This window comes from Nocardioides silvaticus, assembly GCF_003160695.1.
Classification (GTDB): Bacteria; Actinomycetota; Actinomycetes; order Propionibacteriales; family Nocardioidaceae; genus Nocardioides; species Nocardioides silvaticus.
On the sequence record NZ_QGDD01000002.1, the window covers coordinates 210,052 to 233,040 of the forward strand.

A 22,989-nucleotide genomic window follows, 5' to 3' on the forward strand; every position below is an offset into this window, starting at 1 on the left:
ATGGTGTTCAACAGGAAGAAGACCGAGACCGACACCCCGGCCGCCGTCGCCGAGGACGAGGTCGCCGCTCAGGGCGTCACCGCCGACATCAGCGAGACCGCCGCAGCCGTCACCGCCGCGGCAGGTGGCGAGGCCGGCGGACCGCTGCTCAGCAGCCGCACCCGCGAGATGTTCGGGTACGTCGCCTGGGGACTCGGCGCCCTGATCGTGCTGATCATGCTGCTGGCGTTCGTCGGCGTCGATCTCGGGTGGCCGACCCGGGTCGGTGACAACATGCTCGACCAGGCCCTCGATCCGCAGACCGCAGCGGTCGCGGTGGCCGTGATCGGGCTCAACATCCACTTCGGCTACACCGGGCTGCTCAACATGGGGCAGGCCGGCTTCATGCTGCTCGGCGCCTACGGGTTCGCGATCTCCATCGTCGAGGGCGTGCCGCTGCTGTTCGCGGTCGTGATCGGTCTCCTCGCGTCCGCGCTGTTCGCGGTCGTGCTGGGTGTCCCCACGCTGAAGCTGCGCGGTGACTACCTCGCGATCGTCACCATCTCCGCGGCCGAGATCGTGCGGTACGTCGGACGCGCCACCACGTTCAACGAGCACACCGGTGGTCCCCAGGGGATCGAGGGACAGGACTTCCGCGGCCCGGTCACCGATCTGTCGTTCTTCGGCACCGGCAACTTCGACATCGGCTCCCTCGACTACATCCTCACCGGCGCGAACAGCTGGTGGATGCGGGCGGTCGCCTGGGCCGTGGTGCTGCTGAGCGTCGGCGTCGTCTACCTCCTCGTCCGCAGCCCCTGGGGTCGCCTGCTGCGCGGCGTCCGCGAGGACGAGGACGCGATCCGCAGCCTCGGCAAGAACGTGTTCGCGATCAAGATGCAGGCGCTGGTGCTCGGGGGTCTCTTCGGCGCCGTGGCCGGCATGCTCTTCGTGCTCCCGTCCTCGGTCGTCCCCGACTCGATGGGCCGCACCCTCACGTTCTACTGCTGGACCGCGCTCCTGCTGGGCGGGGCCGCGACCGTGTTCGGTCCCGTTCTGGGCTCGATTCTCTTCTTCGTGGTCCGGATCCTGGTCACCGGCATCGCCGACAACACGGTGCCCGACTCGGTGCTCAACACCCAGCAGGCCGGCCAGTTCGGCTGGATCGTCATCGGCGTCTCGCTGATGCTGCTGGTCATCTTCCGACCACAAGGTGTCCTGGGCGACAAGAGGGAGCTGCGGTTCAATGCCTGAGTCGACGACCAACCTGGACCTGTCGCAGAAGTCCGCCCGTGTCGAGCTGATGTCGGGCGTTGCCGAGGAGCCGGGCTCGGCGAAGCCGGACCCGATGCTCACCGTCGACAACATCACGCGCCACTTCGGGGGCATCACCGCCGTCGACGTGACGCACCTGGAGGTGCAGCGCGGCATCATCACCGCGCTGATCGGGCCGAACGGCGCCGGGAAGACCACCTTCTTCAACCTGATCACCGGCTTCGACAAGCCGTCGCCGGGTGCGTCCTGGACGTTCGACGGGCAGGGGATCAGCAAGACATCCGCCTCCCGGGTCGCCCGCGCCGGCATGGTCCGGACCTTCCAGCTGACCAAGGCGTTGAACCGGATGACGGTGCTGGACAACATGATGTTGGGCGCCCCCGGTCAGCGGGGGGAGCGCCTGCTCAGCAGCTGGCTGCAGCCGCTCTGGTCGCGCCAGGAGAAGGACATCGAGGACAAGGCGCTCAGCCTGCTGGAACGGTTCAAGCTCCTGGAGAAGAAGGACGACTTCGCCGGCAGCCTGTCGGGCGGTCAGCGCAAGCTCCTCGAGATGGCGCGCGCGCTGATGACCGACCCGAAGATGATCATGCTCGACGAGCCGATGGCCGGCGTGAACCCGGCGCTGACCCAGTCGTTGCTGGGCCACGTCGAGTCGCTGCGCGACGAGGGGATGACCGTGCTCTTCGTCGAGCACGACATGCACGTCGTGCGCCACATCTCCGACTGGGTCGTCGTCATGGCCGAGGGCAAGGTGGTCGCCGAGGGGACCGCCAAGAACGTCATGGCCCAGCAGGCCGTCGTCGACGCCTACCTGGGCGCCCACCACGACACCGACCTCGGCGACGACGCGCTGCTGGAGGACGAGAACTTCGCGGCCATCGAGGCCGAAGCCCAGCAGGAGAGCGAGGGACGGTCATGACCACCCCCACCACGGACGACGTCGTCATCGAGGCCAAGGACGTGGTCGCGGGCTACCTGCCCGGTGTCAACATCCTCAACGGCTGCAGCCTGGTCGCCCGGACCGGGGAGATCGTCGGCATCATCGGCCCCAACGGCGCCGGGAAGTCGACGCTGCTCAAGGCCATGTTCGGCCTGGTGCGGATCCACTCGGGCACGGTGACGCTCCGCAACGAGGAGATCACCAACACCCGCGCCAACCGGCTGGTGGAGCTGGGTGTGGGCTTCGTGCCGCAGAACAACAACGTCTTCCCGACGCTCTCGATCGAGGAGAACCTGCGGATGGGGCTCTTCCTCCGTCCGAAGAAGCTCGAGGAGCAGCGCGGGAAGATCTACGACCTGTTCCCGGTGCTGAAGGAGCGCCGCACCCAGCGCGCCGGCGCTCTGTCCGGGGGTGAACGCCAGTCGCTCGCGATGGCGCGGGCGCTGATGATGGACCCCACCGTGCTGCTGCTCGACGAGCCGTCCGCCGGCCTGTCCCCGGTCCGCCAGGACGAGACGTTCATCCGGGTGCGGCGCATCAACAAGCTGTCCGGCGTGAGCGTCGTGATGGTCGAGCAGAACGCCCGACGCTGCCTGCAGATCTGCGACCGGGGCTACGTGCTCGACCAGGGCCGGGACGCCTACACCGGCACCGGCCGCGAGCTGGCCAACGACCCGAAGGTCATCCAGCTCTACCTCGGCACCCTGGCCACCGACGTCGACGGCGAGAGCGCCTGACCGCAGCTCGCGCACGACGGCGACGTCGTCGCGACACCCCTGAACAGCGAAGCGCCCCCGGACCTTGCGGTCCGGGGGCGCTTGCCTGTGCGTGGATCAGCTGACGCCCTCGACGGAGTCGACGAGCTCCGGCTTGTTCTCGTTGCTGTACTGGTAGATGCCGATGAACGCCGACGACGGGTCGTGGTTCTCGTTCAGCGGCCCGATGCCCGACGGACCCTGGTAGGCGATCTCCTCGCCGTCCTCGAGCAGCGCGAGGCACTCCTCGTACGACGCGCAGTCCGTGCCACCCGAGGCACCCGACACGGCCAGCAGGTTCTCCTGGACGACCGTCGACTCGTTCGAGCCGCCCTTGGCCGCCGCGAGGGCTGCCAGGATGGTGGCGTCGTAGGACTCCGCCGCGTAGGAGTAGTCGTCGAGGGGGGCACCCTCGAACTCCGCACTCCAGTCGCTGACCCGGGTCTTGAAGTCGTCGGAGGCGTCGGCACCGGGGATGGTGCCCTTCGCGCCCTCGAGCGTGCCCGGGTCGAAGTCCTCGCTCCAGTCGGAGGTGTTGCCGTCGGTCATGTAGATCTTCGACATGTCCCAGCCCTGCGCGGCGAGCTCGGGCACGATGGCGCCGGTCTCGTCGAACGCGAGGATCACGATGGCGTCGGGGTTCGTCGCCAGCGCGGAGGTGACCTCCGAGGAGAACGTCGTCTGTCCCGGCGGGAACTCCTGGCCCTCGCCCTTGCCGCCGTAGACGACCTGGCCGCCGGCACCCTCGTAGGACGCCTGGATGAAGTCACGCAGGCCGGTGCCGTAGGCGTCGTTGAAGACGAGGAAGGCGATCTTCTGGTGACCGTCCTGGGCGATCAGCGAACCGAGGGCGCTGCCCTGGACGCTGTCCTCCGGCGCGGTGCGGAAGTAGTAGTCGCTATAGCCGCTGAGCTCGGCCGCGGTGTTCGCCGGCGAGATCTGCGTGATCTGGGCCTCGGTCAGGGTGTCGACGAAGCCGAGCGAGACGCTCGACGAAGCCGCGCCGACGACGACCGACGGCTTCTTGCCGACGAGCTCGCGGGCGCTCTGCCGGGCGACCGACAGGTCGTTGGCGTCACCGGAGTCGAGGATGTTGTGGCACGCGTCGACGCCGTTGACACCGCCGGCCGCGTTGATGTCGGAGACGGCGAGGCCGACGCCGGCGATCTCGGGCGGGCCGAGGAACGCGAGCGAGCCGGTCAGCGGCAGGATGCCACCGGCGTAGAAGGCGTCAGCAGAGGACGCGTTGCCGCCGCACTCGGAGTTGGTGAGCGCGGCTTCCTCGGTCGAGCTGCTGGTCTCGTCGCTGCCGGCACCGTTGTCGCTGTCGCCGTCGTCGCCGTCGTCGCCGCAAGCCGTGAGCGCGAGGCCGAGAACGGCGCCACCGGCTACCAGCTTGAGCCAGGGGCGGTTGTTGGATCGAATCACTCTGCGAACCTTTCTGTTCGTTGTGCAGCGGCTGCACAGGGGGCTACTCCCGACACTCAGCCGGGTGTGGCTTGGGACACCGTAGGCCGCTTGGCTGGGGGAGCGCGGGATGAACCCGTGTTTTGACCAAACCGTTACGTCGGCGCTGTTGACCTCGGAGGATCCGCTGTCGCCCCGGGAGCGGCGGGCGTAGGGTGATCCCCGACCAGGAGGAGACACGCTTGAGCAGGTTCAGCCTGACGCCGAGGATCGCCCGTCGCGAGGACGCGCCGGTGCTCGCCGAGCTGTGGTGCGACGTGCTGCGCAGGGTGGACCGTTCCGAGCAGGTCGCCGACCTCGAGCTGGTCATCAAGGCCGCGGCCGCCTCGCCGGAGCAGCGGTTCGTGGTGGTCGAGCACGAGGAGCAGATCGCCGGCGCGGTGTTCCTCCGGCTGGGCACGGTCTCGCCGATCAACCTCGAGCCCTGCGTGCACTCGGTCCAGCCCCGCGTCTTCGACCAGTACCGGCGCCGTGGCGTCGGCCGCACCCTGATGGAGGCCGCGACCGCCTTCGCCGAGGAGAACGGCGTCCTGCACGTCGCGACGGCCGTGCCGGCCACGGGCCGCGACGCCAACCGGTTCATGGCCCGGCTGGCCCTCGCGCCCGCCGCCACCTTCCGCATGGCGCCGACCTCGATGGTGCGGGCCCGGCTCACCCCTCCCGCCCCGGCCGGCTCCGGTCGGGCCACACCGCGGGTGCTGGTCGCACGGCGCAACCAGCGGCGCGCCCGGGCGGCCGCTGCCGAGGTGCCGCTCCCCGAGCCGGAGTAGGCCCGGCGTCGTACTAGCGGGGCTCGATGAGCGCGCAGGTGATGCGCGAGGTGCAGACCCGCTTGCCACGCTCGTCGACGATGACGATCTCGTAGGCGGCGCTGGTGCGGCCGAGGTGGATCGCCGTCGCCGTACCGGTGACGACGCCCGACGTCGCGGACCGGTGGTGGGTGGCGTTGATGTCGACGCCGACCGGGATCCGGCCGTGCTGCTCGGCGTGGATGGCCGAGCCCATCGAGCCCAGGGTCTCCGCGAGCGCCACCGAGGCGCCGCCGTGGAGCAACCCGTAGGGCTGCGTGTTGCCCTCGACCGGCATGGTGGCGACGAGTCGTTCGGCCGTGGCTTCGAGCAGCCGGATGCCGAGCTTCTCGTTGAGCGCGCCCATCGGGCCGAGCCGGTCGACGGCGTCCGTGGAGTCGGAGGTCATGGGCACCATTGTCCTGTCGGCGGGGATGGTTAGAGTCGGCGGGTGCCTGAGTCCTCCGACGCGCGCCCCCGCCTGCTGCTGCTCGACGGCCACTCGCTGGCCTACCGCGCGTTCTTCGCGTTGCCGGTCGAGAACTTCTCCACGGCCGAGGGGCAGCACACCAACGCCGTCTACGGCTTCACCTCGATGTTGGTCAACGTGCTGCGCGACGAGCAGCCGACCCACTGCGCCGTGGCCTTCGACCTGTCGCGGCAGACCTTCCGTTTGGCGGAGTACGCCGAGTACAAAGCGAAGCGCAACAAGACGCCGACCGAGTTCAGCAGCCAGCTGCCGCTCATCCAGCGGGTGCTCGACGCGTTCTCGATCCCGCACCTCACGGCGGAGGGCTACGAAGCCGACGACATCATCGCGACCCTGGTGACCCAAGCGCTGGCGGACGAGACCGCCGACATGGAGGTCCTCATCCTCACCGGCGACCGCGACTCCCTGCAGCTGGTGACCGAACGGTCGACCGTGCTGTACCCGATGCGCGGCGTCTCCGACCTCGCCCGGATGACACCCCAGGCCGTCGAGGAGAAGTACGGCGTGCCGCCCCACCGCTACCCGGAGCTGGCAGCGATCGTCGGCGAGACCTCCGACAACCTGCCGGGCGTGCCCGGGGTGGGCCAGGGCTTCGCCGCCAAGTGGATCAACACCTACGACGGCCTCGACAACGTCATCGCCCACGCCGACGAGATCACCGGCAAGAAGGGCGAGGCGCTGCGCGAGCACCTCGGTGACGTGATCCGCAACCGGCGCCTCAACGCCCTCGTCACCGACCTGGACCTCGGCGTCCGCCCGTCCGAGCTGGCGCTGCAGCCGTGGGACCGCCAGGCCGCGCTGGCCCTGTTCGACGAGCTCGAGTTCCGCGGCGAGCTGCGCACCCGCACGATGGAGACGCTCGCCGAGGAGGAGCCGATCGAGGAGGGCGGCTTCGAGCTGGCCGGGCGGATCCTCGGTGACGGCGAGGTGGCCGGCTTCCTCGACGGCCTCGGGGAGCAGGTGGTCGGCCTGCACGTCCGGGGCAGCTGGACGGCCGGCACCGGGGCCGCCGACGGTATCGGGTTCGCGGTTGCCGACGGGCAGGCGGCGTACGTCGACCTCGCGGCGCTCGGCCCCGAGGACGAGTCCGCCCTCGCGGCCTGGCTGGCCGACCCGGCGAAGCCGAAGATCCTGCACGACGCCAAGGGACCGGAGCTCGCGCTGTCCGCGCACGGGTGGGTGCTCGCCGGCGTGGTGAGTGACACCGCGCTGACGGCCTACCTCGCCCGCCCGGACCAGCGCTCCTACGACCTCGCCGACCTGACCCTGCGCTACCTGCGCCGCGAGCTGAAAGGCGAGTCCGACTCCGACCAGGGTGCGTTGTTCGACGACGGTGTCGCGGACGCCGCGTCGGTCGCGATGCTCTACGCCCGGGCCGTGATCGACCTGTCGACCGCGTTGGAGGGCGAGCTCGAGCGGGCCGGCGGCTCGCAGCTGCTGACCGAGGTCGAGCTGCCCCTGGTGCACCTGCTGGCCCGGATGGAGCAGACGGGCATCGCGGTCGATCTCGACCACCTCACCGCGCTCGAGAGCCACTTCGGCGACGAGGTGCGCAATGCCGCCGAGGAGGCGTTCGCGGTCATCGGCAAGGAGATCAACCTGGGCTCGCCCAAGCAGCTCCAGGTGGTGCTGTTCGACGAGCTGGGCATGCCGAAGACCAAGCGCACCAAGACGGGCTACACCACCGACGCCGACGCGCTGCAGGGCCTCTACGCCAAGACCGAGCACCCGTTCCTGCTGCACCTGCTGCGGCACCGCGACGTCGCCCGGCTGCGGCAGACGATCGAGGGCCTGCTCAAGACCGTCCAGCCCGACGGCCGCATCCACACCACGTTCAACCAGATGATCGCCGCGACCGGCCGGCTCTCGAGCACCGAGCCGAACCTGCAGAACATCCCGATCCGCACCGAGGAGGGCCGGCGGATCCGCGAGGGCTTCGTCGTCGGCAGCGGGTTCGAGTCGCTGATGACCGCCGACTACAGCCAGATCGAGATGCGGATCATGGCGCACCTCTCCGAGGACAAGCTGCTGATCGAGGCGTTCCGGTCCGGCCAGGACTTCCACTCGATCACGGCATCGCGCGTCTTCGACGTCCCGGCGGAGGACGTCACGGTCGAGATGCGGGCGAAGATCAAGGCGATGAACTACGGGCTCGCCTACGGCTTGTCAGCGTTCGGCCTGGGCCAGCAGCTCGGCATCGAGCCCGGCGAGGCCCGCGGCCTGATGGACGAGTACTTCGAGACCTTCGGCGGCATCCGCGACTACCTCGGCGGCGTCGTCGACGAGGCCCGCCGCACCGGCTTCACCGAGACCATCATGGGCCGACGCCGCTACCTCCCCGATCTCACCAGCGACAACCGGATGCGCCGTGAGATGGCCGAGCGGATGGCGCTCAACGCCCCCATCCAGGGCTCCGCCGCCGACCTCATCAAGGTCGCGATGCTCCACACCCAGCAGGCCATCGACGAGCAGGGCCTCCGGTCCCGCATGCTCCTCCAGGTCCACGACGAGCTCGTCTTCGAGGTGGCCCCCGGCGAGCGCGACGCCCTCGAGACCGTCGTCCGCGAGCGGATGGGTGGAGCCGCCGACCTCGCCGTCCCGCTCGACGTCTCCGTCGGCACCGGCCGGAGCTGGCACGAGGCGGCGCACTAGCGCTGCGCTGGGCTTGGTGGGTTGCGCCGGTCGGTGTGTGTCGGGCGTGGCCTGCAGGTCGGGCCGGAGCGGGTCGTGGGCCCCGGTCGGCTTCAAAGCCGGGCCTTTTCCGCCGGCCAGATCCAGCAGGGCTCGGTCGCCCGAGTCACACGCAACGCCGGCCGGGCACGTCGAGGCCGACGAGACCGCCTTCGGAGCCGGCGGGGCCCGGACTCGCCCACCGGGGCCCACGCCCCGCACCGGCCAGGGTGGGCAGGCCACGCCCGCGCCACACCCGGCTCCACGACGGGGTGGATGTGGTTGGTCATGTGCCACGTGGCCGGTCACCGGCGAACACGACAGGTGGGAACCCACCCACCCCGAGGGGTCGGTCGTGCTCGCCGGGCGGTGGGGCCGGGAGGTCCAGGTCAAGCGGGAGGGTCGCGCCGGCGGGGCGTGGATGGGTCTGGCTGCGGCGCCCAGCACCGCGGGAGCGAAGCGACCGCGCTGCTGGGGGACGGATGTGGTTGCCCCGCCGGCGCGAGCCCTCCCGCGCAGGCCGACGGCCTCCCGGCACCACCGCCCCACCCGCACGGCCCACACATCAAGCCGCGCAGCGAAGCTCGACCTCTAACCGACCAGCGTCTCCATCCCCCTCCGCCCCCGAAACACCTGCAGCGCGACAAGCAGGGCGACGACCACCAGGTCGACGACCGCGACGGTGAGGGCAAGGCTGGTGACGGAGCCGGCGAGCGCGCCGGCGACGACGAGGGCGAGGACGCCGGCGGAGACGAGGTACTTCGTCCACCGGCCGCGTTTGGCGAGGCCGGCGTAGACGAGCAGCTGGAGGATCGAGAGCAGGCCGCCGAGGCAGGCGAAGAGCCAGAGCCGGTCCTGGACGTCCTCGTAGTCGTTGCCGCCGATGAAGACGAGGGCCAGGCCGCTGAGCAGGTAGGCGCCGGCGACGCAGGCGGCGGCGAGGGCGGTCAGGAAGGCGAGGCCGCGGAGCACGGCGGCCCGGCTCTCGCCGGCGGTGGACATCGAGGGGAACAGGATGACGACGGCGAACTGCGGCAGGAACAGCACCGCCTTGGTGACGATGAGGCCGCCGGCGTACAGGCCGGCCTGGTGGTCGTCGAGGACATTACGGGCGACGACGACGTCGAGGTTGGAGAGGGCGACGAAGGCGAGGAGGGCCGCGGAGCTGCTGTAGGTCTCGCGGCGTACGTCGCGCCGCACCTCGCGGTCGTGCTCGGTGACGATGGCGCCGTGCACGCGGTTGCGGAGCACCCAGCTGCCGATCAGCACGGGGAGCCAGGAGGCGGCGAGGACGCCGAGCATCGCGCTGGCCTCGGTCGCCGAGACCAGCAGGCAGGCGCCGCCGAGCACCACGCGGGGGACGCCGACCGACAGGTACAGCAGGCTCAGCGGCAGCCAGCGGCGCTCGCCCTGCAGCACGCCGGCCTGGCCGCCCATCACCGTCACCGGCACCACGCAGAGGGCGAGCAGGACCGCGGGGAGCAGACCGTCGAGGCGGAGCAGCCACCAGACGGCGGGTGCGGCGGCGAGCGCGAGAGCGCCGAGCACGATCGCGGCGCGCCAGGTGGTGGTGAGGATGGTCTGCTCGATCGCGGCGACGTCCTCGGGGGCGGCCGCGATCCGGCGGGCGGCGGTCGCCTGCAAGCCGAGCTGCACGACCGAGAGCACCATGAGCAGCGCCATCATGCCCGCGACCGCGCCGTACTGGCTGGGGCCGAGGAGCCGCGCGGCGACCATCTGGAACGCGTAGGTGCCGATGTTCATGACCGCCATGGCGATCGCGATGCCGGCGCTGCTGCGGAGCACGCCGACCAGCCGCGAGCGGTCGGCCGACGGCGGACCTGACCCCTCGGGCTGAGCGCGATCGACGGTGCTCGTCACCCTCCGAGGGTAGTCGGGGCTTCCTCGCCCAATACAGTGACCGGCTGAGGAGGCGGGATGGGGGAGACGAAGGCGGGCGGCTCCGCGGTGGGTGCGGCGATCGCGTCGTGCCTGTACGTCGTCGTCACCGTCGTCATGCTGCTCCAGCAGCCGGGGGCGACGACCTACGACACCCGCGCCGAGCTGACCGAGCGACCCGGGAGCTTCCTGTCCGGCGCGTTCACGTTGTGGCACCCCGAGTCGAACTTCGGGGAGTTCCAGAACCAGGCCTACGGCTACCTGTTCCCGCAGGGCACCTGGTTCGTGCTGACCGACGCGCTGTCGGTGGCGCCGTGGGTCAGCCAGCGACTGTGGTCCGCGCTCCTGCTGGTCGTGGCCTGCGAGGGAGCCCGCCGGGCTGCGCGGGCCCTGGGCCTCGGCGACGTCGCTGCGCTGCTGGCCGGCGTGGTCTTCGCGTTCTCACCGCGCCTGCTCGGCACGGTGGCCGTGCAGACCGGGGAGTCGCTCCCGGGTGCGGTCATGCCGTGGCTGGTGCTGGTCGTCGTCCTCCACCTCCGGGGCCGGCTCTCCGCGCTGCGGGCGGCGGTGCTCAGCGGCGCGGCGGTCGTCTGCATGGGCGGTGTCAACGCGGTGGAGACCGCCGCCTGCCTGCCGCTGGCGATGATCCTCGTGGTCTGGGGCGTGGTCCGCGGCCTGACGACGCGGCGCGCCGCGCTCGGGTGGTTCGCAGCGGTCGGGGCCGGCTGCCTCTGGTGGGCGCTGCCGCTGCTGGTGCTCGCGCGGTACGCGCCGCCGTTCTACCAGTACGTCGAGAGCGCGCGCGACACGACCGCGCTGATCGGCTGGAGCGAGGCGACCCGCGGCGACTCGTCGTGGATCGCGTACCTGGTCTCGGGCGACCAGCCCTGGTGGCCCGCGGCCTTCCACCTCGCCACCGACCCGGTGCTGGTCGCGGTCGCCGCGGTCGTCGCGGGCATCGGCGTCGCCGGCCTGGCCGGCCTGGAGAGCGCCGTCAAGCGCCCGCTGATGCTCGCGATGGTGCTCGGGCTCGGCTGCCTCACGGTGGCCCACGGCGGCGTCGCTGGAGCACCGAGCGCCGACCTGCTGCGGGACCTGCTCGACGGTGCGCTCCAGATCTTCCGCAACGTGCACAAGATCGATCCCGTCGTCCGGCTGCCGCTGGCGATGGGGTTCGGGGTCGGGGTGGTGCGCGTGACCGAGTGGCTGGTCGAGCGCTACCCGCGGACGCGGCCGGCGAAGCAGCTCATCCTGCTCGCCCCTCTGCTCGTGGTGCTGGTGCTCGGTCGTCCGTTCCTCGAGGGCGACGCCCGGACGCCCGGGTGGGACGAGATCCCGTCGTACTGGCAGGAGACGCAGGCCTACCTCGCCGACCACGCGCCGGCCGGCTCGGGCGACGGGCGGGCGCTGGTGGTACCGGGGTCGCGGTTCGCGCAGCACGAGTGGGGCTGGAGCCTCGACGAGCCCCTCACCATCCTGGGCGGTACGTCGATGGTGAGCCGCACCCAGGTGCCGCTCATCCCCGGCGAGTCCATCCGCTACCTCTCGGCACTCGACCAGCAGATCGCCACCGGTCGCGCCACGGAGGCGCTGGTCGACGAGCTGGCCCGCGCCGGCATCACCCACGTCGTGCTGCGTCGTGACCTGCTGCGCGAGCTGACCGGGTCGCCGCACCCCGGCGCCAGCGCCGTGTCCCTGGCGCGAGCCGGGCTCGAGCGGGTGGCGGCCTTCGGGTCCACCGCCGACGGCGCGCCCGAGGTCGAGGTCTTCGCCGTTCCCGACCCGGCGCCGCTGCTGCGCGCCACCGACGTCGACGACGTCGCGACGGTCCGCGGCGCGGCCGAGAGCGTCCTGTCCGTCCAGGGCGGCGGCCTGGTCGGACGCGACGTCCCGACGGTGCTGGAGGGCGAGGACGGCTGGGAGCACCCGGCCACGGTCGTCACCGACGACCACCAGCGGCGCGAGCGGGCGTTCGGCAACAACGACGAGTCGCTCTCGGCGGTGATGACCGCCGACGAGCCGTGGCGCGTGGACCGCGCCGTGCACGACTACCCGAGCGGCCCGGGCGACCCCGTCGTCGCCCGCTACGACGGCCTGCGGTCGGTGACGGCGTCGTCCTCGCAGGGCTACGCGGACAACTACGGACCGGTGCTGGTGCAGGCGGGGCCGGCCGCGGCGATCGACGGCGACATCGACACCCAGTGGGTCAGCTCGGTCGCCGGCGACCCGGACGAGCAGTGGCTCCGCCTCGACTTCGAGGAGCCGCGCGCGGTCCACGAGGTGACCGTGACGCCGGTCGCGGACGACCGTGCGGTCGCGCCGATCCGGACGCTGGAGGTGGTCGCCGGACCCCAGCGGGCACGGGTCGACGTCAACACCTCCGGCGCGCCCGCCGTCGTGCGCCTCGACGGCAGCGAGGTCGACGCGGTCGAGGTCCGTGTCGTGGCCGCGGCGACGGCCGCGCGCGGCGCCCGGGTCGGGCTGCGCGAGGTCACCGTCGACGGCCTCACGCCCGAGCGCACCCTGGTGCTGCCCGGCACGGTCCCGGCGGACGCCGCCTGGACGTTCGGAACGACGCCCGGCCGGCGCCCCTGCTTCGTGGTCCTCGGCTCGCCGGACTGCGACGTCGCCCGGATCCGCGGCTCGGAGGAGCAGGCCGGCCTCGACCGCACCTTCGAGCTCGAGGCCGCGCAGGACGTGACGCTCACCGGCCACGTCGTCGCGCGCAGCACCCCCGAGGCGGCGCGCCTGCTCGACCTGATCCAGCGCCGGCCGCCGGTGCTCGCGTCCTCGACGTTCGGCCAGGACCCCCGCGTCGCCCCACGCTTCGCCTACGACGGCCAGCCCACCACCGCATGGGTGTCCGACGACGGCGACCGGTTCCCGACCCTGACCTTCCGCTGGAAGCGGTTGCGCACCATCACCGGGATCACCGTCGCGTCCGATCCCGCTGCGCCGGTCGCGGCCGTGGTGACCGCGCGCGGGCGGACCCAGGAGGTCGCGCTCACCGGCGACACCCCGGTCGCCCTCGACCCGGTGCGGACCCACGTGCTGCGGGTGCGGTTCCAGAAGGCGCCCGATGCGGCGCACGTCGTGGTGCCCGAGATCGCGCTCACCGGCGTCGAGGTCGCGCGTCCCCTGGACCCCCAGGTGGAGACCGGTGCTGTCTGTGGGCTCGGCCCGGCGCTGCGCATCGACGGGCGGAGGGTCGCGACCCGGGTCTCCGGCACCATGGCCGACGTCCTCAACGGCAGCCCGCTCGCGCTCGAGGCCTGTGACGTGGAGACCGGCAGGGCCACGACCGTGGACCTCGACGCCGGGACGCACCGGCTGCGCGCCGTGCCGAACGCGGAGTTCGAGGTCGTCGACCTGCAGGCGCGCGGGACGGCGGCCCCGTCGACCGCGCCGACGCCCAGCCAGCGGGACGTGCGGATCGAGCGCTGGGGGTCCTCGGAGCGCACCGCGGTGGTCGCCCCGGGCGACGAGGCGCTGCTCTCGCTTCCCGAGAACTTCAACGACGGCTGGGTCGCCGAGGCCGACGGCGAGGAGCTGACACCGATCCGGGTCGACGGCTGGCAGCAGGGATGGCTGCTGCCGGCGGGGGAGGAGGTCACGGTCGAGCTGCGCTACCGCCCGCAGTCGACCTACGACGTGATCCTGCCGCTCGGCCTGGTCGTGAGCGGCTCGCTGCTGCTGGGAGCCGTGCTCCTCGGTCTGCTCGGGATCGGACGGCGCCTGCGGGGCCGGTCCACCGAAGGGCCGGACCGCCGGCCCGAACCGGTCCCGTGGCCCGGGACCAGCCCGCCGGACCGCCTGGTGGCCGCCGTCCTGGCCGGCGGGGCACTGGTGCTCCTCGGGCCGGCCGCGCTGGCGGGGCTGGTCGCCGGCGCGCTCGCCGCGGCGCGGCGGGTGCTGGCGACCGTGGCCGTCGTCGGGGGCTGTCTCGTCGCGCTGTCCGGGTTCCTCGACGCGCTCGGCCGCCCGGACACCCTGGCGGGCCCCGCCGACCTCGCCGCCGCGCTCGGTGTCGGCCTCGTCGCCGGCCTCGTCGCGGGTCTCCCGCACCTGCCCCGCCCGTCCCGCCCGGGGGGCCTGTCCCGGCCGTCCTGGTTGCGCAGGGGGACACGATGAGGGCGTGGCGCGGCCACCAGGGAGCCGCGGCGATCGGCGTCATCGCGGTGATGCTGGTCGTGCGCGGGCGACTGCTGGCGGGGTCGTACTTCAACCAGGACGACTTCTACATGACCGGCCGGGCCTATCGGTCGGACCTCACGTGGGACTACCTGTTCTCCGACTTCGCCGGTCACGTCAACCCGTTCCAGCAGCTGACCCTCTGGCTGGTCGCCCACCACGCACCGTACGACTGGCCGGTCCTCGCCACCGGCATCCTCCTCGTCAACCTCGCCGCCACGGTGCTGGTCTGGCTGATCGCCTCGCGGCTGCTGGGGGACCGGTGGTCGCGCGTGGTGGTGCTCGCGGTCTTCGCGTGGGCGCCGATGACGTTGATGCCCACGCTCTGGTGGAGCGCGTCGATGTTCCTGTGGCCGCACGTGCTCTGCTCGCTGGCGGCGACCTGGCTGCTGGTCCGTTGGCACCAGGGCGACGGGCGGCCGTGGGTCAACGGCGTCGCGATCGTGCTCGTCACCGCGGTCGGCCTGCTCTGGCACGAGCGGGCCACGCTCGTGCCGCCGCTCGTCCTCGGCGTCGCGGTCGCTCTCGTCGACGACGCCGTCGGCTGGCGCCGGCTGACGGCCGCGCTGCGCCGCTTCCGGTGGCTGTGGCTCGGAATGGTCGGGGTGACCGGCGCCTTCCTCACCATGCACAGCCTGCTCACCGACGTCGAGGGCGGCGGTGGCACCGCCCGCCAGCAGCTCGAGGTGTCCTGGTCGTTCGTCGGCCGGAGCGTCGTGCCCGGCCTGCTCGGCGGCCCCTGGGCGGGCAGCACCGCCGGCGGCGCCGTGGTGCCGGCCACCTGGGTCACCGTGGTGAGCATCGTCCTCGTCGTCGCGGTCGTCGGGTTGCTGCTGTGGCGCGGCGGCCCCGCACGCCGGTGGGCGCTCGCGGTCCTGGTCGGCTACGTCGGCGCCGACCTGTTCCTGCTGCTGTCGGGACGCTCGGCGTTCGGCGCGATCATCGGGCTCGACCCCCGCTACTCCGCCGACACCCTCCACGCCGCCGTCGTGTGCCTCGCGCTGGCCCTGCGCGGAGCTCCGGAGTGGCCGGTGCTCGCCACCACCCGGCGACGGGCGGTCGCGGTGGGCGGGCTGCTGGCGGTGTACGGCGTCGCCGCCGCGTTCGGCACCGCCCTGCTGGTGCCGCACTTCCAGAACCAGCTCGACCGGGAGCTCGTGACCAACCTGCGTGACGATCTCGCCGCCGACCCGACCCAGGTCATCGTCGACGGCGCGGCCCCGGCCGAGCTGGTGCTGCCGCTGGTCGGCGACGACAACCGCTACTCGGTGATCTTCGGGCCGCTGCCGGAGCGTCCGGCGTTCGACGAGCCGTCCTACCGGCTGCGCGTGGTCGGTGAGGACGGCCACCTCCGCCCGGTGGTCCTCGACGGTGCGGTGACCAGCGAGCCGGGACCGGACGACGAGTGCGGCTGGTCGGTGACCGAGGAGCCGACCGATGTCGAGATGCGGTTGCCGCTCGACGGCCGCGTCGTGCTGCGGGTCCGCTACTACACCAACGCCGAGGCGACCGTCTCGATCGGCGCCGCGAGCTGGAACGAGGAATTCCTCGCCCGCCGTGGTCCCAACGAGGTCTGGCTCGTGCTGCCGGACGTGGAGGGGCTGGTGCCGGAGCTCGAGCTCGTCAGCAGCGGCCCCGCCACCGTGTGCGTCACCGAGGTGGCCGCCGGTCTCCCGGAGGTCCCGTGACCCGGCCCGGGCGCGCGACCACCGTCGACGTGGCGTGGAGCGCGGGGATCGCCCTCGTCGTCCTCGGGCCGTTGCTGGTCGGCCCCGGCTACTGGCTGTTCGGCGACATGGTCTTCGTCCCGCACCAGCCCTGGAAACCCGCCTGGCTCGGTCTCGACGGAGCGCTCCCGCGCGCGGTCCCGATGGACGCGCTGGTCTCGGTGGCCACCCAGGTGGTGCCGGGGAGCTGGGTCCAGCGCGCGCTGCTGGTCGGGGGCTTCGTCCTCGGCGGACTCGGGGTCGCGCGGGTCGTCCGCGACCACGCCTGGTACGCGCGGGCCGCGGCGATCACGCTCCTGCTCTGGAACCCGTGGGTCTACGAGCGGCTCCTCATCGGCCAGTGGGCCATCCTGCTCGGCTACCTCGTGCTGCCGTGGGTGGTGCTCGCCGCCCGGAGGGTGCGGGACGACCCGCGCCGCGGCTGGGCGCAGGCGGCGGTGGCCGTCGGCGTCGCGGCGGTCTGCAGCCCGTCGAGCGGGGTGATGGCGGTGGTGGCCCTGGCCGTGCTCGCGGTCACCCGCGACCGCCGTACCTGGCTGGTCACGGCGACCGTCGGCGTGGCGGCCAACCTGACCTGGCTCGTGCCGGCCCTGACGGCGGAGACGGTGGACGTCGCGACCGACGGGGTGTTCGAGGGCTTCGCCGCGCGCGCCGAGTCGGGCGCCGGGCTGCTGCCGAGCCTGTTGTCGCTCGGCGGCATCTGGAAGACCTCCGTCCTGCCGGAGGCTCGTACGAGCACGATCCTGGTGCTGCTGTCGTGCCTGCTCACCGTCGCGGCTGCGGCCGGCCTGCGCCGTGCCGTGCGAAACCACCCGGGGGAGTGGCGGCGGCTCGCCGCGCTCGGGCTGGGCGCGCTCGTCGTCGCGGCGCTGCCGGCCGTGCCGGGCGGCGCCGGCCTCGTCGAGGACCTGGCGGAGCGGCTGCCCGGCCTCGCGCTGCTGCGCGACTCCCACCGCTTCCTCGCCCCGCTCGGCGTGGTGCTGGCGACCGGCGCGGCCGGAGCGGCGACCGCCGCGCGGGAGCAGGTGCGCCCGGGGCGGGAGGCGCTGTGGTCCGTGGTCGGGCTGATCGTCGCCGCGCCGGTCCTGCTGCTGCCGGTCCTGGCGTGGGGCGCCGGCGGCGAGCTCGAGCGGTCGTCGTACCCCCGCGAGTGGGACGAGGTCGCGGACCTGCTGGCCGACGCCCCCGGCACCGTCGTGGTGCTGCCGTGGACCGGTTCCTACCGCGGCTACGGGTGGAACGACGGCCGGGCCGTGCTCGACCCGGCACCGCGCTACCTGCCGGGGGAGGTGCTCGTCGACGACCGCGTCCTGCTCGACGACCAGGTGGTTCCGGCCGAGGACCCCCGGGTCGAGGTGGTACGGCGCGCGCTCGCCGCCGACGATCCCGCCGAAGCGCTGCGCGCTGCCGGGGTGCGGTGGGTGCTGGTGGAGAAGGGACTCGCGGGCGTGGTCGCGGTCGCGGGCGAGACCGTCCACGACGGCGACGGGCTCGCGCTCGTCGACCTCGAACCGGGTGGGGAGGTGTCGGCCGGGCCGCTCGACGGTGGTACCGGATCTGGGACAACCGTCCTGGTCGTGGTCGGACACGCGCTGTCGGGGGTTTGCGTTTTGCTCGGGTTCGGCGCCACAATCCGACGTGGGAGCGATCTGCGTCACGTAACGTGACCGGATCATCACGACTCGTTCACCGGGTCGTGGGGGGTCTTTGGGAGGGGACCTTGGCATGAATCTGATCATTTCTTCGATTGTGGGAGCACTCGCCGCCGGGGCCGTGGCCATCGGCGGTGTCCAGGCCTATCAGGGCTCGACAGACCAGAAGCCCGTGTCCGACGCCGAGCTCTACACCTACTCGAGCGAGTAGGGGGAGCGGCTGCTCGCGCTCGGGAGCGCGCGGGCGGCCCGCCTTGCTGACACGTCCCCTGGGAGCGGGACGGGTCGTGATGCTGACGGCTTGGGAGGGTCCGAATGCTTCATATCGTCATTCCTGCGTACAACGAGGAGCTGCGGCTGCCGCGCACCCTGCGCGCGCTGCGACGCTTCGTGACCGCGCGCCGGACGGTGCTCGGGCCGGTGACGGTGCTCGTGGTCGACAACGCCAGCAGCGACGGCACCGCTGACGCCGCGCGGGCGGCGAGCTCGCCGGCGATGCCGGTGCGCGTCGTGCGCTGCACCACCCGCGGCAAGGGTGCCGCCGTCCGCGCCGGGCTGCTCGCTGTCGAGGCGACCGACGCCGACCTGGTCGCGTTCATGGATGCCGACGGTGCCACCGACCTCGCCGCCTTCGAGGCGGCCTGGGTGCGCGTGCACCACGGTGCCGACGTCGTCATCGGCTCGCGTGGACTGGAGGGCTCGGTCGCCGACGTGCGCAGCCGCCGGGTGCGCACGGCCGGGGCGGCGGCGTACCGCCGGATCGCGCGTCGGCTGGTCCCGGAGATCGCCGACACCCAGTGTGGCTTCAAGGTCATCCGCGGCGGGCTCGCGCGCCTGGTCGCCGAGCCGCTCGGCGCGCGCGGCTTCTCCTTCGACGTCGAGCTGCTCGTCCGGCTCCGCGCCGCAGGCGCCCGGATCGACGAGATCCCGGTGACCTGGACCGACGTCCCCGGCTCCACCTTCGTCCCGGCGCGCCACGGCGCCGGTGCCTTCGCCGAGCTTGCCGCGATCGCCTGGCGCACGCGGCACCTCGGCGCCCCGGTCGCCGGCAGGGCGGCCTGGGTGCGTGCGCAGTCCCCCATGCCGCTGCCCGCCCCTGTCGCCCTGCCGGTCCCGCTCGCAGGCTCGCTCGTGGGGGAGGCCTGAGGTGACTGCTGAGCAGGGCGGAGCGAAGCCGCTCGCCGGCCGGCGGGTGGCCGTCGTCAACTGGCGCGACCCGGAGCACTCACTGGCGGGTGGAGCCGAGGTCTACGCCTGGCAGTTCGCCCGGGCCCTTCACGAGGGCGGTGCCGAGGTCGAGCTCCTGACCGCGCGCGAGCCTGGACAGACCGCGACCGCCGTCACCGACGGCATCACCGTGCGGCGCCGCGGGGGCGTCCTCGGTTTCTACCTGTTCACGGCCCTGCGGCTGGTCGCGCGTCGGCGGCGGCTCGACGCCGTCATCGACCCGTCGTGCGGTCTGCCCGTCTTCTCGCCTCTGTTCGTGCGGCGCCGCACCCCGGTGGTGCTGGTCATGCACCACGTGCACCAGGCGCAGTTCGCGACCCACTTCCCACCCCCGGTCGCCGCCGTCGCGCGGTGGCTCGAGCGGGTGCTGATGCCGCTGGTCTACCGCCGCAGCACGGTCGTCGCCGTCTCGCCCTCGACGATCGACGAGATGCGCAGCCAGCTCGGCTGGCGGGGTCCGGTCGGCCTGCTCGAGAACGGCGCAGCGCTGCCCGACCTCGGCTCGGGAAGCCCGGAGGACCAGGACGCCGACCGGGTGGTCGTCTTCGGCCGGCTCGTCGCGCACAAGCGGGTCGACGTCGTGCTGCACGCCCTCGCCGCGCTGCGCTCGGAACGCCCGCGGCTGCGGCTCGACGTCGTCGGCGAGGGCCCGCAGCGCGCCGTCCTCGAGGGCACCGCCCTCCGCCTCGGCCTCGGCCACCGGGTCACTTTCCACGGCTTCGTCGACGAGGAGACGAAGTCCGCCCTCCTCGGCCGGGCCGCGGTGCACGTGTGCGCCTCGGACGCCGAGGGCTGGGGCTTGACGGTGATCGAGGCCGCCGGCCACGGCGTCCCGACGCTCGCGCGCGACGTGCCCGGGCTCCGCGACTCCATCCTGCCGGGCGAGACCGGCTGGCTGGTGCCGGAGCCCGAACGCACCGCCGACGGCGCCGTGGACCTCGACGAGGTCGCCCGCCGGCTGTCGGCCCGTCTGCTCGAGGTGCTCGCCACCTCGGGCGCGGCGGACGACCGGGCACCGCGGTTCGCGGCCTGCCAGGCGTGGGCCCACCAGTTCGACTGGGCGCTGATGCGCCGACAGGCGCTCGACCTCGTCGCAGGCGAGCTGCCCCACCGACTCGCGGCGCGCACCTCCGTGCCCGCCGCTCCAACTCGCCCGCGAGAAGAACGCGTGGCCGTCATGGGAGGAACGACATGCGTCGACTGATCGGACCAGTGCTCATCGGGGCGGGGGTGTTCCTGATCGTCGCCGCGGCACTCGTGCGCTTCTACGCCGTGCCGACGTTGACCAAGGTGCCCTCCGGCTACAACAGCGTGACCAACCTGGAGGCCACCGGGGCGGAGATCTTCAACTCCGACCCCGAGGTGCTCGCGCCGGAGACCCACGACCTCGTGATCACGTCCAACACCCGTGAGGACGCCGACGCCGACGCCCCTGACGGCGTGGCGGTCTGGGTCAACGCCACGGTCGTCGACAAGGCCACCGGCGGCAACTTCCAGAAGACGACCGAGCGCGTCGCCTTCGACGACTCCAGCGGCGCCGGCGTCGACTGCGACTCCTGCGACACCTGGATCGCGGCCTCGGACGGGGAGACGGTCGAGGAGGTGCCCACGACCTTCGAGGGACAGATCTACAAGTTCCCCTTCAACACCCAGAAGAAGTCCTACGACGTCTGGGACGGGTCGGTCGGTGAGGCGGTCCCCGCGACCTACGAGGGCGAGGACAAGGTGAACGGTCTCGACGTCTACAAGTTCGTCCAGGTCATCGAGCCGACGATCATCGAGCAGCGCGACATCCCCGGCTCGGTCTTCGGCTCGGACGAGCCAACCGTGACGGCGGACATGAGCTACGCGATGACCCGGACGTTCTACGTCGAGCCCGTGACCGGCGCGCCGGTCCACCGGGTCGACGACCGGGTCCAGGAGCTGGTCTACGACGGCGTCCGCGTGCCGGCGTTCGTCGGCAACGTCCACTACACGGACGCGCAGGTCGACGAGAACGTCAGCGACGTCGAGACGAGGGCGAAGCTGCTCGGAGGCGCCCGGCTCCTCTACCCGCTGCTGGCCGCGCTGCTCGGTGTCCTGATGCTCGGCCTGGGTCTGGTCCTGAACCGCCGGTTCGCGGACGACTCGACCGAGGTCGACCAGGAGGACAGGCCCCTGGTCACCGCCTAGGGGCCTGACCCGGAAGCTCCCTGGAGGGAGCGGGCGGGCTGGGAGATCCGCGCTACGCCAGCCTGCCCCCGACGGCCTCGAGCACCCGCTCGAGGCCGTCGGCGTCCCAGGCCGCCGCCCGGGCGCGCAACGTGAGCACGGTGCGACCGCCGTGCCCGACGGCTCCGAGCGAGATGCCGGTGCCGCCAGCCGTGACCGGGAAGAACGCCAGCCGCTCGACCGCGGGGGCTCCGACCTCACCGAGGTGCGAGACGAGCAGTGTCGACCCCAGGCGCCGGGCCAGGACCCGCATGGCCACGGCGGCGGCGCGGTCGACGAACCCCGAGCCGGCGACCGGTGGCCGCTCCACCGGAGCCTCCCGCAGCGCCCGGTCGATGCCGTACAGGTCGAGCCGCTCGACGTCCCGCAACCGCAGCAGCGCGCTCCGGTCGGCGATCGGGCCGGAGGCGGCAGGGTCCCGGGTGACGCCCACGGCGACGGCCACCCGCGGACCGGCGCCGCGGTCGACCAGGGCCCGGACGGCCGCGTGCACCACCTCGGCGGTGCGGTACGTGCCCGGCACGTCGATCTCGACCATCGTGTCACCGTCGCGAGATCCGACCGGTGGGTCCACGGGCACCCGCGCCGGCGGACGGAACGCCGCCTCGGCCAGCCGCCGCCCGACCGTGCCCGCATAGCCGTGGCCGGACGGGCGCTCGCCCACGCCCCTGGCCGACGAGGTGACCGGCCCGTGGCCCCTCTGCTCCAGCACCCGGAGCAGGCCGAGACCGTCGACGGCGCTGTGGTGGGCCGACACGACCAGCTCGCGTCCGACCGCACCGACGAGGACCGGTGCGGGATCCGGCGCGGCCAGCTGGCGGCGCAGCTCGGTCACCGAGGTCGCCGAACGGACGTCGGCGGCCGGTGCGGGAGGGTCGAGGAGCCGGGCGTCGAGGAGGATCCGCCACCCGATCGACGGGTCCGCGACCCAGCGGCCCCGAGCGGTCATGGCTTGCGCGCCACGACCACCAGGCTCACGCCGGGCAGCCGGCGCAGGGGCAGCACGCGCTCGAGGGCGACGGCGGAGCGCAGCCCCGCGTTGAGCACCGGGTGCACCGGCTCCATCTCGCTCTCGGCCTCGCTGTGCCGCCGGCGCCGCGCTCGTACGACGGGTCGCAGCAGGACGTTCCACGACCACAGGTCCTCGACGACGAGCCCGGCCCCGGTGACCAGCGCGGCCAGCTGGTCGCGCTCGTAACGCCGGAAGTGGCCGAGCGCCACGTCGTGTCCGCTCCACAGCTTCATGCTGCAGGGCACGGCGACGAGCAGCCGACCGCCGGGCCGCAGCACCCGGAACGTCTCGTCCGCCACCGCCCCGTCGTCCTCGATGTGCTCCCAGACGTCGGTCGCCATCACCAGGTCGAACGTGGCATCGGTGAACGGGAGCCGGGTGGCGTCACCCCGCACCACCGCGAGACCGCGCGAGGCGGCGATCTCGGCGCCGGTGGGGGAGTACTCCAGCCCGGTCACCGACCAGCCGAGGTCACGGAGGACGGCGGTGTTGCCGCCCCCTGCGCACCCCACGTCGAGCGCCCGGCCCGGGGACCAGGAACCCGCAGTACGACGCACCATCGCCCGCCGTTCGGCGTACCACCAGTGCCGCTCCTCGAGGGCGGCCGACTTGGCGATCTCCTCGTCGTCCACGCGGCGACTCTAGTGGGCCGTTCGAGGCGGTCGGGTGCGCCACCGGATCCGATAACACCGGGCCGAAATCGGCCGCA

16 protein-coding genes are annotated in these 22,989 nt (G+C 72.8%); 11 read left to right on the forward strand and 5 right to left on the reverse strand.

Annotated elements, in window-relative coordinates; translation table 11 throughout:
- From DJ010_RS05860 to DJ010_RS05870, 3 genes are read left to right on the forward strand one after another with little or no spacing between them, the layout of a single operon-like run.
- Positions 1–1,230 (forward strand): branched-chain amino acid ABC transporter permease, encoded by a 1,230-nt coding sequence (locus tag DJ010_RS05860; RefSeq protein ID WP_245927265.1) that lies wholly within the window; start codon positions 1–3, stop codon positions 1,228–1,230.
- A complete protein-coding gene (locus DJ010_RS05865; protein WP_109692711.1) occupies positions 1,223–2,170 on the forward strand; it encodes an ABC transporter ATP-binding protein in 948 nt (315 codons plus the stop codon). The genes DJ010_RS05860 and DJ010_RS05865 overlap by 8 nt, the downstream gene beginning before the upstream one ends.
- Positions 2,167–2,928 (forward strand): ABC transporter ATP-binding protein, encoded by a 762-nt coding sequence (locus DJ010_RS05870; protein ID WP_109692712.1) that lies wholly within the window; start codon positions 2,167–2,169, stop codon positions 2,926–2,928. Before DJ010_RS05865 ends, DJ010_RS05870 begins: the two co-directional genes overlap by 4 nt.
- Positions 2,929–3,024: 96 nt before the next feature.
- Here the strand turns inward: DJ010_RS05870 and DJ010_RS05875 are convergent, their stop codons facing one another.
- A complete protein-coding gene (locus DJ010_RS05875; RefSeq protein WP_211318670.1) occupies positions 3,025–4,374 on the reverse strand; it encodes an ABC transporter substrate-binding protein in 1,350 nt (449 codons plus the stop codon).
- 221 nt (positions 4,375–4,595) lie between these two features.
- Here DJ010_RS05875 and DJ010_RS05880 point away from each other — a divergent pair, with 221 nt between their 5' ends.
- Positions 4,596–5,183 (forward strand): GNAT family N-acetyltransferase, encoded by a 588-nt coding sequence (locus tag DJ010_RS05880; RefSeq protein WP_158282947.1) that lies wholly within the window; start codon positions 4,596–4,598, stop codon positions 5,181–5,183.
- A gap of 13 nt (positions 5,184–5,196) precedes the next feature.
- Here DJ010_RS05880 and DJ010_RS05885 read toward each other — a convergent pair whose 3' ends face one another.
- Complete coding sequence (locus tag DJ010_RS05885; RefSeq protein WP_109692714.1) at positions 5,197–5,610, reverse strand: hotdog fold thioesterase; 414 nt, start codon at positions 5,608–5,610, stop codon at positions 5,197–5,199.
- Between the two features lie 42 nt (positions 5,611–5,652).
- Between DJ010_RS05885 and polA the strand changes: the two genes are divergently transcribed.
- Positions 5,653–8,343 (forward strand): DNA polymerase I, encoded by a 2,691-nt coding sequence (gene polA, locus DJ010_RS05890; protein WP_109692715.1) that lies wholly within the window; start codon positions 5,653–5,655, stop codon positions 8,341–8,343.
- Positions 8,344–8,952: 609 nt separating this feature from the next.
- On the opposite strand, the gene DJ010_RS05895 is transcribed toward polA, so the two are convergent.
- Positions 8,953–10,242 carry an oligosaccharide flippase family protein gene (locus tag DJ010_RS05895; protein ID WP_245927267.1) on the reverse strand — a complete coding sequence of 430 codons (1,290 nt, stop codon included), beginning with the start codon at positions 10,240–10,242 and terminating at the stop codon, positions 8,953–8,955.
- A 57-nt stretch (positions 10,243–10,299) separates the two neighbouring features.
- On the opposite strand from DJ010_RS05895, the gene DJ010_RS05900 reads away from it, so the two are divergent.
- From DJ010_RS05900 to pgfA, 6 genes are all read left to right on the forward strand, one after another.
- On the forward strand, positions 10,300–14,391 hold the full coding sequence (locus DJ010_RS05900) for an alpha-(1->3)-arabinofuranosyltransferase domain-containing protein (protein ID WP_109692716.1): 4,092 nt from the start codon (positions 10,300–10,302) through the stop codon (positions 14,389–14,391).
- On the forward strand, positions 14,388–16,139 hold the full coding sequence (locus DJ010_RS05905) for a hypothetical protein (protein WP_109692717.1): 1,752 nt from the start codon (positions 14,388–14,390) through the stop codon (positions 16,137–16,139). Before DJ010_RS05900 ends, DJ010_RS05905 begins: the two co-directional genes overlap by 4 nt.
- Complete coding sequence (locus DJ010_RS05910; protein ID WP_109692718.1) at positions 16,136–17,845, forward strand: MmpA family trehalose lipid delivery protein; 1,710 nt, start codon at positions 16,136–16,138, stop codon at positions 17,843–17,845. Before DJ010_RS05905 ends, DJ010_RS05910 begins: the two co-directional genes overlap by 4 nt.
- 300 nt (positions 17,846–18,145) lie before the next feature.
- Positions 18,146–18,976, forward strand: coding sequence for a glycosyltransferase (locus DJ010_RS05915; protein WP_109692719.1), 831 nt, complete (start codon positions 18,146–18,148; stop codon positions 18,974–18,976).
- A gap of 1 nt (position 18,977) precedes the next feature.
- The gene (locus DJ010_RS05920; RefSeq protein WP_158282948.1) at positions 18,978–20,261 is read left to right on the forward strand and encodes a glycosyltransferase family 4 protein; all 1,284 of its coding nucleotides are present in this window, start codon (positions 18,978–18,980) and stop codon (positions 20,259–20,261) included.
- Positions 20,249–21,229 (forward strand): cell envelope lipid trafficking protein PgfA, encoded by a 981-nt coding sequence (pgfA, locus tag DJ010_RS05925; RefSeq protein WP_109692721.1) that lies wholly within the window; start codon positions 20,249–20,251, stop codon positions 21,227–21,229. The genes DJ010_RS05920 and pgfA overlap by 13 nt, the downstream gene beginning before the upstream one ends.
- Before the next feature lie 52 nt (positions 21,230–21,281).
- Here pgfA and DJ010_RS05930 read toward each other — a convergent pair whose 3' ends face one another.
- Together DJ010_RS05930 and DJ010_RS05935 are read right to left on the reverse strand one after the other, a co-directional pair.
- The gene (locus DJ010_RS05930; protein WP_109692722.1) at positions 21,282–22,217 is read right to left on the reverse strand and encodes a hypothetical protein; all 936 of its coding nucleotides are present in this window, start codon (positions 22,215–22,217) and stop codon (positions 21,282–21,284) included.
- A complete protein-coding gene (locus tag DJ010_RS05935; RefSeq protein ID WP_109692723.1) occupies positions 22,214–22,912 on the reverse strand; it encodes a class I SAM-dependent methyltransferase in 699 nt (232 codons plus the stop codon). The genes DJ010_RS05930 and DJ010_RS05935 overlap by 4 nt, the downstream gene beginning before the upstream one ends.
- Between the last annotated feature and the right edge of the window lie 77 nt (positions 22,913–22,989).

Coding starts and splice junctions, on each gene's coding strand:
- DJ010_RS05860 (WP_245927265.1), top strand. CDS start 1: ATGGTGTTCAACAGGAAGAAGACCGAGACCGACACCCCGGCCGCCGTC.
- DJ010_RS05865 (WP_109692711.1), top strand. CDS start 1,223: ATGCCTGAGTCGACGACCAACCTGGACCTGTCGCAGAAGTCCGCCCGT.
- DJ010_RS05870 (WP_109692712.1), top strand. CDS start 2,167: ATGACCACCCCCACCACGGACGACGTCGTCATCGAGGCCAAGGACGTG.
- DJ010_RS05885 (WP_109692714.1), bottom strand. CDS start 5,610: ATGACCTCCGACTCCACGGACGCCGTCGACCGGCTCGGCCCGATGGGC.
- DJ010_RS05900 (WP_109692716.1), top strand. CDS start 10,300: ATGGGGGAGACGAAGGCGGGCGGCTCCGCGGTGGGTGCGGCGATCGCG.
- DJ010_RS05905 (WP_109692717.1), top strand. CDS start 14,388: ATGAGGGCGTGGCGCGGCCACCAGGGAGCCGCGGCGATCGGCGTCATC.
- DJ010_RS05915 (WP_109692719.1), top strand. CDS start 18,146: ATGCTTCATATCGTCATTCCTGCGTACAACGAGGAGCTGCGGCTGCCG.
- pgfA (WP_109692721.1), top strand. CDS start 20,249: ATGCGTCGACTGATCGGACCAGTGCTCATCGGGGCGGGGGTGTTCCTG.
- DJ010_RS05930 (WP_109692722.1), bottom strand. CDS start 22,217: ATGACCGCTCGGGGCCGCTGGGTCGCGGACCCGTCGATCGGGTGGCGG.